Raw genomic sequence first — 10,771 nt, 5'->3', positions numbered from 1 at the left:
TAATATAATTAAGAAGATACTACTTGTTCCGCCAGGCATTATGTTTCAGTGCTATCGCAGCAAGTGTGGAAATGGGCCAATCGGCTGTATCCAGGTATAGAACATATTAAACATGGATAGGAAGTGAACCAATATGAACTTCAAAAAGATGTCAGGAAATATTCTGCCCAAGAAAACAGCCTGCCAGAACAGCTGCTGTTCACCAGCCTCCGAACAATCAGCCAAACCTGAACCGGCAGCAGCCTGCAGTTGTTGTCCGCCGGCAAATCCCGTAGAGGCTGCCGAGCCTGCTTGTGATTGCTGCCCGGACGGAACTGCAGCAACCACCCTGGCGCCAGTAGCTTGCGATTGTTGCAGTGGCAGTGATGAACTGCCACAGGCAAAGACGAAAACCGTAATCGCGGCTACTACTCTAACCAGCAATTTTACCGTAGCCGGTCTTGATTGCGCCGATTGCGCTGCCAAATTGGAAAAAGGCATTGGCAAAATCACTGGCATCACCGACGCCAAAGTCAATTTTGCTACTGCAAAGATGAAAGTAACCTACAACAGTTCTCACATACAGCCGATGCAGATTGAAAAAGCAGTCAGTGGCTTTGGCTATCAAGCCACGCTCATTCCCCCGGCGCAGGGACAAACAGGAGGACACAAATCGGTGTTTCGGGTTTCCGGCCTCGACTGTGGTGATTGCGCCGCGAAGCTAGAAAAGCGAATTGCCGCGCTAGCGGGAGTAAGCTTAGCCCAAGTAAATTTTGCTGCCGGCAAAATGACGGTAGAGCACACAACTGCCATAACTGCCATTATGCAGGCTGTAGAACAGGCCGGATATAAAGCCGAGCGTGAGGAATCGGGTGCACGTCGCCCGGAAATGAAAACTGCCTGGTGGACCAATAAGCGCACGCAAGCAACGATCCTATCCGGCATCCTGCTGGCAATCACCACTGTCCTGGACTGGTTGCAGTTCAGTGAATCTCTACTAATCCCATTATACAGCATAGCGGCTATCATCGGCGGCTACCATGCCGCTAAAAGCGGATTATACGGCCTGCGCTCCCTGTCTTTCGACATGAATTTTCTCATGACCGTTGCCGTCATTGGCGCTGCGGCCATTGGCGAATGGAGCGAAGGTGCAAGTGTTGCCTTCCTGTTTTCTTTTGGTAATACCTTGCAAACATACACCATGGATAAAACGAGACAATCCATCCGGGCACTGATGGAGCTGGCTCCACCGGAAGCAAGGGTACTGCGTAATAGTGCCGAGCAAAACCTGCCGGTAGAAGAAATCGTGATTGGCGATATCATTATAGTCAAACCAGGGGAACGCATTGCCATGGACGGTATCGTCAGAAGCGGCCTGTCAGCCGTCAACCAGGCAACCATTACCGGTGAATCACTCCCTGTAGAAAAAACAACTGGTAGTATTGTTTATGCCGGTACAGTCAATGAACACGGTGCTTTAGAGATTGAGGTAACCCGGATTGCAGCTGACTCGACGCTGTCCAAGATTATGCATCTTGTCGAAGAAGCCCAGGCGCAGAAAGCGCCTTCCCAACAATTTGTCGATGTCTTTGCCAAATATTATACACCTGCTGTCTTGCTCGTTGCCGCCGGTGTAATGATCATACCCTGGCTCCTCTTTGGCCAGGAGTTTGCTCCCTGGTTCTATAAAGGACTGGTGCTGCTGGTCATTTCCTGCCCGTGTGCCCTAGTCATTTCCACGCCGGTATCAATTGTATCAGCCATCGGTAATTCTTCCCGCAATGGCGTCCTCATTAAGGGCGGCGCTTATCTGGAACAAATCGGCGCCATTCAAGCCATCGCCTTTGATAAAACCGGTACCCTAACCCATGGCCGCCCGGTTGTTACCGATATTCTGCCATTGGGTGATAATAATGAGCAGAGCCTCCTGGCCCAGGCAGCGGCTGTTGAGAAATGGTCTGAACATCCCCTGGCGGTATCCATTGTCGAAAAAGCAAAGGATCTATCCCTGCAGCCAGCCGTAAACTTTAAGGCTTTGGTTGGTCGCGGCGCACAAGCGGATATCAATGGTCAAACGATCTATATTGGCAACCTGCGCTTATTTGAAGAGTTGGGCTTGAGCCTGGTACAAGCTAAAGACAACATGATCGAATTGGAAGAACAGGGCAAAACGGTAATGATCATCGGCTCCGGCAAAGAGATTTTGGGTATGATTGCGGTCGCTGATACCCTGCGTGAAAACAGTAAGAATGCCATCCGGTCACTCCGGCAAGCCGGCATGAAACATGTAACGATGCTGACAGGCGACAACAGCCGGGTTGCCGGCTCCATCGCCAAAACACTCAGTCTTGATTCGTACTATAGCGATCTGCTGCCGCAAGACAAAGTCTCTACTGTGCAAAAACTGACAAAAGAGTTCGGCAATGTCGTAATGGTCGGCGACGGCGTCAATGATGCCCCGGCACTGGCGGCGGCTAATGTTGGTGTGGCCATGGGTGTGGCTGGTTCGGATACGGCACTGGAAACAGCAGATATTGCGCTGATGGCCGATGATCTGGGAAAACTCGCCTATGTCATCAACCTAAGCCGTAAAACAGTCGCAGTCATTAAGCAGAATATTGGTTTTTCCATTCTCATCAAAATTATCTTTGTAGTGTTAACGTTTGCTGGATTCGTTGATTTATGGCTGGCAGTATTGGCCGATATGGGGTCTTCCATTCTGGTAACCCTGAACGGCATGCGCTTAATGCAGAAGATAAGCTAACAGCTTTGCTATATATTCCGCATTAAAGAAGTTTGCAGGCGCAGTCGGGTGGTGCATTGACAACGCTCCACCGCTGGCGCTTGACTTCCGCTTGTGCCAACACACCACCCGACTGCAAGACTTTAACGCGTTGTATATAGCCGATATAATAAAATAAAAAGGGACTGACCTGCTCTGCGCATGTCAGTCCTTTACTCATTATCACAAAACCTATTCTTAATTTTGCCGGACATGGTCCACCCCATACTGCAGTAAAATAGCAATATTATTATTATTTAATGAATACCAGGCCAGTGTACCTTCTTTGCGGTATTTGACCAACCGGGCACCGCGCAGTAACCGAAGCTGATGCGAGACCGCCGACTGGCCCATCTGCACTACTGCTGCAATATCGCAGACACATAATTCCCTTTTAGATAACGCTTGCAAAATTTTAAATCGATTCATGTCACCCAACAACCGGAACATTTCCGTAACTTGCTGTACATCCGCCTCCGGCACCATCTCGCCCCTGGCCTGACAAACGGTTTGGGGATGCTCGCACAACTCTTCACACATATCGGAATCACAGGAACACTTTTTCATCACACACCGCCTGCATATGTAGTCATGTAAACTATATCTTTTCTCGTCCCGGCTGTCAAGAAATTGCCTTTGAATGCTGTGTCATATCCAAAGGATTTCCCACATACCTGGCGAAACTATCCAATAAAGTTACAAAAAGGGGGCCTCAATATGCCCGCATTACAAACCGTAACAAGTTATTTTCCTCGTCCTTTGTTCATTGCTGCCAGCCTGAGTGCTGTGCTGTTCTTTTACTCCACCGGATTTAACGACAACTGGCTGTTGACCTGGCTCGCACCGCTGCCGGTATGCCTGTATGCCTTACAGGTGCACGCCGGGAAGGCGGCGCTTGCCGCGTTCCCGGCTTACGTCCTCGGGGCCATGAACCAGTTTGGCTACCTGCCTCCGCTGCTCTTTGCCGGCACAACCGTGCTGAATGCGGTCATTTTTACTGCATCTGTCCTGCTGTTCCGCACATTAGTCCAGGAGAAGCACCAGACCTTCGCGCCATTTGCCTTTGCCGCTTTCTGGACGTCGTATGAGTTTGTCCGTTCACTCTTTTCCTCTTTCGGTACCTTTGAAAGCCTGGCCTATACCCAGGTTTTCAATCTCCCAGTCATCCAGCTGGCTTCCCTGACCGGTATCTGGGGCATTACCTTTCTGCTCATGCTGATTCCCGCCAGTCTGGCTGTTCTCTGGCACTGCCGGAACCAAAGCAGCTATTACGTAACAGGCCTGCTTACCGGCGGGTTACTGCTGGCAGTCCTCCTCTTTGGCATCTCCCGGCTCTACCTGCCGGGAGATGGCCCTGTTCTTAAAGTCGGGCTGGCCGCTATACCTGCAACCAGAGAAGAACTGCGCAGCGAGAACATCGAATCCATAACCAATACCCTGCGTAACTACAGCCACAGCACTGACGCACTGGCAGCCGCCGGAGCCCAGGTTGTCCTGCTACCGGAAAAAATCGCTTTCTTAACTCCCGCCGCCCGTGAGGCGGGTCTGTCCGTATTGATCCAGACAGCAGACAAAAACAAAGTCACCCTCATTGCCGGGCTCAGCCTTCAGGAAGATCATTTGTACAATGCCGCCCTGGTATTTGCCCCGGATGGATCTCTGCTCCACTCCTACCATAAACAACATCTGCTGCCAGCCTATGAAAACCGGTACACACCAGGAAAAGACCTCGCATTGCTGGACACCGGCATAGACAATCGCGCTGGAATTGCCATCTGCAAGGATCTGGATTTTGTCCAGCCGTCCAGGGAATACAGCCGGCAGGAAGCAGGTATCCTGTTTGTGCCGGCGCTAGATTTCCACGATGACGGCTGGCTGCATGCCCGCATTGCCGTCATGCGGGGCGTTGAAGGCAATTATGCCATAGCCCGTGCGGCCCAGTGGGGCCTGCTGACTGTCAGTGACAGCCGGGGCCGTCTCCTGGGCGTAACAGTCACCGGCACGGCCGCCGGTGAGGCCAGCCTGCTCAGCGAAGTGCCGCTCGGCGGCGGCCAATCCCTGTACAGCCAGACCGGCGACTGGCTGGCCTGGCTCTGTCTGCTTATAACTACGCTGACCATATTCCAACTCTGCCAGAAAAGAACTAATAAGAAACTACGATACGAGGAGCAATAGGTAACGGGAGAACGGCTGCGCTTATTATAACTGCTGAACGCTAGTTCAAACATTGGTCTGTATGTGACCACTCCCTGATTTTAATAATCTGCTCGGGATTCAGCCCAAGTAATTGCAGAAATGACTCATGTTTTTCAGGAAATTTCTTTTCAAATTGATTATGGAATTTCCACTGAGTCCACTCATCGACTCCGGCGGACTGCAGTAACTCGACCAATGCATCTTTTGGTATTATACCTACTCGTTCTAAGAGTTGGTTATTCTGTAGAAACTGAATGATAAAATGCTGTTGCTGCCTAAGCATATTAATTTCATCGTTTATCTCTTCTATTTTTGTTTCCAAGCTAGCCGCTATATTACATTTTGTATTATCTAATATTTCTTTAATTTGTCGAAGTGATAATCCAGCTTGCCGATATATAGCAATTTGCTCCAATCGCTGACAATCGGTTTCAGAATATAACCGATAGTTGCTGTTGCCTCTCTCGGCAGGAGATAATAGTCCAATTGAATCATAGTATAGCAGCGTACTTCTGGATAGATTAAACCTATGGGCTAGTTTGCCAATCGTAAACATCATAACCCCACTCCCATCTAAAAACCATCAACACATAGATAGATACAACGTTCTATTTATTCCGGTATTTTTCCCTTAGGAACTGTAATATCCTCAAAAAATATTCGTCTTTTATATACTATTCCTGTTCCGATAAGAATTAGGAAAACTCCTGCCAATGAAAGTAATTCTGCATTAGTTGTAAAATTCAACAGCAGACCAAACACGCCCATCGAAATAGGTAAAGAAATATCCCCGGTAGTAGACAATACACTAAAAACCCGCCCGGCCATTTCTTCCGGGACACAAATTTGAGCAAGTGTTCGCCAGAACACGCTTATCACAGCGATACACATACCTATTACTATACATATTATTGCGTAGGGTTCTACTGTGTGGATATAGGTTAGCTGCAGTGCTCCCAGCATTAAAATTCCCACTCCCATACATACGATAGCATACAGGAGATGTAACCCTTTAAAGCGATTTCGCGCATATTTAGAAATATAAACTGCACCAACAATCATTCCACCACCGAAGGCAGCTTGCAGTATTCCCAAATTATTCAGACCGTTTCCCTTCAATATATTTGCTAAAAAAGGCATAGCAACAGCAATACTTCCTACAAACACATGAACGACAGCAACCAAAATTACTAGTGTTGACACACGCAGATCCCCGCGAATGTAGCGAAACCCTTCTAGCATGCTAAAAAATATTGATTCTTTGCTTGATTCTTTCACGACAGCATCTATTGCCATTATTTTCAGAAAAGCCTCAGCAATCCCCGATATTATATAGGAACAGCTGTTAAATATAAGCACCCCCGTGTAACCTAACATGACAACACTAGATGCTCCTAATAGCGGGCCAATGATTGCTACCGCCCCTGCTATCATTTGACTTAAAGCGTTTGCCTGCTGAAGTTCGTTTTTTTCAACAACAGCGGGGATTACCGACATAGTAGTGGGATTAAATAACGCCGAGCAGAGCGATATAAAGAAAGCGGCAATATAGATGTGCCATATTGCCAAAAGATTTAACTGATAGAGAGCTGCAAGCGTTAAGATAATAATGCCACGAGCAAAATCAGCGGCAACCAGGATTTTCTTTTTGTTCCAGCGGTCGATATACACCCCGGCCAATGGACCGAAAATCAATTCTGGCAGCATTGAGGCGATCAAAAAAGAACTAACAAAAAATGGTGATGCAGTCTTTTCAAACAGCCACCACATCAATGCAATGTTATACGCTTTGTCGCCTAATTGTGATACTAACTGACCAAACCAAAGCAATCTAAAGCTGCGATTAATTAATAACACTTATATACACCTCACTTTGAAAATAAAATTACATAATATACTACACTAGCAGCTGAATTGAGCGAACCACCAGAATAAATCTTCTCTTTCGGCCAATTTAAGCTTATATTAGGAAGCTTAAACTATAAAGTAATAGACATGTCAATATATATCTAAAAAATAGGGCTTCAGTACGGCATACTACCATCTGCTTTAAATCACAAAAAAGAAGCGAAGCGTACTAATGAGTACAGCTGCGCTTCTTTTTTAAGGGCCGGATTTACCATTGGTATTGTCCGGGAGTAATGCCAAATTTTCTTTTAAAGGCTTTCTGAAAGTGGCTTTGGTCACAAAAACCAGTTGCAAGGGCTACCTCTACCAGCGGTTTACCGGCAGCCAGCAAATCAGTGGCTTTTTTCAAGCGGATCTGAAGCTGATAGGTATGAGGCGGCACACCGATTTCTTTTGTAAACACGCGGGATAAGTGAAACGCACTAAGGCCCGCAACAACTGCTAGTTGCTCCAGTGATATATTTTTATTAAAGCAGTCTTGCAGATACTCACAAACACGCGATACCGGAGTGCTTTCGTTTCCGTGTGCAGCAGGTTTTAGCCCTTCGCATGCGTAACGGGCATAAAGTGTCGCCAGAGTATCCAGTAACAGCCATTCCTTTTCCAGCCTTGATCCGGCTTCTCCCAGCAGTCTGTGTAAGATACGAATCTGTTGGGCCAGTTCCTGATTGTATATGACCGGCTGCTGAAGGTGGATAGCCTCATGCTGCCGGCCAGTGATTTGCAGCAGCAGCGTACTGAGCAGTATTGGATCTATCCGGATGGAGCTGCTTGAATAGGTATAGCCGCCCGGTACGCTGCTGCTGTGTGTCTCATCAACATTTACAACCAGAATACTGCCGGGTGTTATATACTGCTTCCCCTGCCTAGTCTCATGAATCCCTACTCCCCCTTCCCCCACGCTCAGGCTAAAGACCCGGTGGATGTGCCGGGAGACTGCCCGGGTAACAGAAGCGCTCCGGTATAACTCCAGACCCGGTACATCCTTAGCCCGCAAAAACTGGATCTTCTCATTCACACAATTCACCGCCCGGCACTATACAATGCTTTATTTACATTCATAAACAGCAAGAAAATACAATAAAACAATCATTGTCCCAGTTACAATACAATACGTACTCCTATTATAGCAAAACAGCAAAACAGTTTGGTAAAATTCTCATTCAGCCATACCTCTCAGGTAGTATTCTAAAATCTGTTTTGGAGGTGGTACTATGGAAGGTTTAGCGATCCGGAAAATAACAAATGAGCTAGGGTTGAAGATAAGTCTACAGGTAATACAGGAAGCTTTTTCGACAGTAGCAGCCAGCTTCGCTTTAACACCGGAAACAGCCCCTACGCATCCTGCGTTTATTGATGAAGCCAGATTAGGCAAACTTAGAAATAAAGGTGTTGTGTTTTTCGGAGTTTTTCTGGAAACACAGCAAATCGGATTCGTGGCTGTTGAAAAATCGAATGAGGCTGTTTATTATCTGGAGAAATTAGCAGTGCTTCCCCCCTACCGGCGACAAGGGGCCGGTGGAAAAATCATAAACTTTGTCTGCGATTATGTGCGCCAAATGGGAGGTACCAAAATCTCTATCGGTATAATGAATGAGAATATTGAGCTAAAACGCTGGTATCAAGCTTACGGATTCTTGGAAATAGAAAGTAAAAAATATCAGCATCTGCCGTTTGCAGTTTGTTTTATGGAAAAAAACTTGTAGAGGAAACACGAAACAATCGGCTGGAGAAACAAAGGTTGCCTGTAAGGAGGGGAGTAACATGCAGACAGCAAACAAAAAGAATATGGCTAACTTCCTGGTTGCCTATCTGTTGTCGGCTTTCGGGTACGAATTTATCTTTTTTGGTATGACGATCTATGTGTACGAAGTGAGTCAGAGCGCTTTTAAAGTGGGGCTTTTTGCTGCTTTGACATTTCTGCCGCGGCTCTTTGCTTCATTTTATGGCATTGTCGCCGATCAGAACAGTAGAACAAAAGTTTTTGCCTGGGCAACCGCTATCACAGGCTGTCTGGTTACCTTGATGGCCCTTCAATCAAGCATTGCCTGGATTTACCTAATCTGGCTCTTGATTGCAGTATTTCTGACTTTTATAGCCAATGTCAGAACAGCGCTGATGACCGAAATCATGACGCAAGACAATTATTTGCGTGGTAATTCACTGGTGTTAATTTTACTGAATTCAGCTAAAGTATGCGCCCCGGTGCTGGCAGGAGCTGCCAGTGCTGCCTGGGGTGTAGCCTCATTGTTCTATTGCACAGGCATGATCTATTGCCTGTCAGCGCTAGTTTGCATCAGAATCCGGTTACCGGCTGCAAACACAATAAAAAGAGAGCGGAAAATTATGATCAACCTTAAAGAAGCCCTGCAATATACGCGAGGAAACCCTGATGTTAGATTTCTGCTCTCTGTAGGTATTTTGTGGCGACTGTTTATTGGCTTGCAGGTTTCATTATTTGTGATTTATATTAAATCCTATCTTTTAGGAAGTGACACAGACTATGGATTGTTCATGACAACCATTGGACTGGGAAGCATTCTAGGCAGTTTGGCCGGTCCCTGGGTGGTTAAGCGAGTGCCTTATTCGTCAGTGATTTTCTGGGGAATGTCTCTTCATTACGCTTCTTTTATCATTCTCGGCCTGCTGCACGACTTTTACGCCGCACTGATTGTTATTTTTTTTAGTTATATTGTCTTTTATGCAACACTTGTAGGTCTTCATTCCTTGCGCGATAAAGCAACACGGGTTGAAATCAGGGGAAGAGTTTATGGTTCAGTCACCGCGCTACTGACCCCTCCCGCCATTATTTCCATGTTAGCTGGAGGCTATCTGACAAGTCTGTTTGGAGTGGGAAACGTTTTGCTGGGGGCAGGTATCTTGGCCTTGACCAGCTTTTATTTGCTCAATCGACCAAAGATCAACCTAATACTTCACTAGGTGGCCTGTATAAGCCTGGAAATTTCCCCCTAAAGCATTTGGCTTATATCCTTAGCAGGCATTTACCCTGCTACCCCTCTTTACACCTACCCTTGTGCTTTATCCACTTCTTTCACTCCGGTATCAAACCAGTGCTTGGTCCGGTTGCAGAAGCTGCACACCGACAACATGACCGGCACTTCCACCAGGACGCCCACCACTGTCGCCAGTGTGGCCCCGGACTGCAAACCGAACAGGGATATCGCCACCGCTACCGCCAACTCAAAAAAGTTGCTCGCGCCGATCAACGCTCCCGGTGCGGCAATGCTGTGAGGCACTTTGAAGTATTTAGCCAAACCATAGGACAGCGTCGAATTAAAGTAGACCTGAATCAGGATGGGAATGGCAATCAACACAATACTGAACCAGTTATTAGTAATCACTTCTCCTTGGAAGGCAAAGATAATAATAAGCGTCACCAACAGGGCGATAATAGTCACCGGTTTTAACGGGGCCAGGAACCTAGTATTGAACCATTCCTCGCCATGCGAGGAGATAAGCACCCGCCGGGTCAGATAACCGGCAATCAGCGGAATGACAATATATAAGAACACCGACATGAACAGCACGTCTTTGGGTACAACGATATCGGAAACCCCTAACAGGAACATGACAATCGGCGCAAACAGCACCAGCATAATGAGATCGTTAATGGCCACCTGTACGAGCGTATAGGCCGGATCGCCGTCAGTCAGGTAGCTCCACACGAACACCATGGCCGTGCAGGGCGCTGCTGCCAGAATAATAACGCCTGCCATGTATTGATTGGCCATATCGGCTCCAATCAGACCAATAAAGAGCTGCTTAAAGAACAGCCAGCCCAAAAAGGCCATACTGAACGGCTTTACTACCCAATTGACAAACAAAGTGATCAGGAGCCCTTTGGGCTTGTCGCCGACTTTCGCAATAGCGGAAAAATCAATTTTC

At 47.2% G+C, this 10,771-nt stretch carries 9 protein-coding genes; 4 read left to right on the top strand and 5 right to left on the bottom strand.

The window, feature by feature from the left end:
* The first annotated feature begins 133 nt into the window (after positions 1 to 133).
* Positions 134 to 2,743 (top strand): heavy metal translocating P-type ATPase, encoded by a 2,610-nt coding sequence (locus VN379_RS15315; protein ID WP_325535366.1) that lies wholly within the window; start codon positions 134 to 136, stop codon positions 2,741 to 2,743.
* Between the two features lie 216 nt (positions 2,744 to 2,959).
* On the opposite strand, the gene VN379_RS15310 is transcribed toward VN379_RS15315, so the two are convergent.
* Positions 2,960 to 3,328 carry a metalloregulator ArsR/SmtB family transcription factor gene (locus tag VN379_RS15310; protein WP_325535364.1) on the bottom strand — a complete coding sequence of 123 codons (369 nt, stop codon included), beginning with the start codon at positions 3,326 to 3,328 and terminating at the stop codon, positions 2,960 to 2,962.
* A gap of 150 nt (positions 3,329 to 3,478) precedes the next feature.
* Here VN379_RS15310 and VN379_RS15305 point away from each other — a divergent pair, with 150 nt between their 5' ends.
* Entirely contained in the window at positions 3,479 to 4,936 is a 1,458-nt protein-coding gene (locus tag VN379_RS15305) for a nitrilase-related carbon-nitrogen hydrolase (RefSeq protein ID WP_325535362.1), read from the top strand.
* A gap of 40 nt (positions 4,937 to 4,976) precedes the next feature.
* Here VN379_RS15305 and VN379_RS15300 read toward each other — a convergent pair whose 3' ends face one another.
* The 3 genes from VN379_RS15300 to VN379_RS15290 form a co-directional block, all read right to left on the bottom strand.
* Positions 4,977 to 5,516, bottom strand: coding sequence for a MerR family transcriptional regulator (locus tag VN379_RS15300; protein ID WP_325535360.1), 540 nt, complete (start codon positions 5,514 to 5,516; stop codon positions 4,977 to 4,979).
* A gap of 53 nt (positions 5,517 to 5,569) precedes the next feature.
* A complete protein-coding gene (locus tag VN379_RS15295; RefSeq protein ID WP_325535358.1) occupies positions 5,570 to 6,814 on the bottom strand; it encodes an MFS transporter in 1,245 nt (414 codons plus the stop codon).
* A 259-nt stretch (positions 6,815 to 7,073) separates the two neighbouring features.
* The gene (locus VN379_RS15290) at positions 7,074 to 7,883 is read right to left on the bottom strand and encodes an AraC family transcriptional regulator (RefSeq protein WP_325535356.1); all 810 of its coding nucleotides are present in this window, start codon (positions 7,881 to 7,883) and stop codon (positions 7,074 to 7,076) included.
* Positions 7,884 to 8,079: 196 nt separating this feature from the next.
* On the opposite strand from VN379_RS15290, the gene VN379_RS15285 reads away from it, so the two are divergent.
* The gene (locus VN379_RS15285; protein ID WP_325535354.1) at positions 8,080 to 8,571 is read left to right on the top strand and encodes a GNAT family N-acetyltransferase; all 492 of its coding nucleotides are present in this window, start codon (positions 8,080 to 8,082) and stop codon (positions 8,569 to 8,571) included.
* 58 nt (positions 8,572 to 8,629) lie between these two features.
* Entirely contained in the window at positions 8,630 to 9,805 is a 1,176-nt protein-coding gene (locus VN379_RS15280) for an MFS transporter (RefSeq protein ID WP_325535352.1), read from the top strand.
* A gap of 86 nt (positions 9,806 to 9,891) precedes the next feature.
* On the opposite strand, the gene arsB is transcribed toward VN379_RS15280, so the two are convergent.
* The coding region (gene arsB / locus VN379_RS15275; protein WP_325535350.1) for an ACR3 family arsenite efflux transporter at positions 9,892 to 10,771 on the bottom strand (880 nt) is incomplete at its 5' end.

Origin of the sequence: Sporomusa sp., from assembly GCF_035561255.1 — a bacterium.
Taxonomy (GTDB): domain Bacteria; phylum Bacillota; class Negativicutes; order Sporomusales; family Sporomusaceae; genus Sporomusa.
This window is presented reverse-complemented; position numbering and strand designations above follow the sequence as displayed.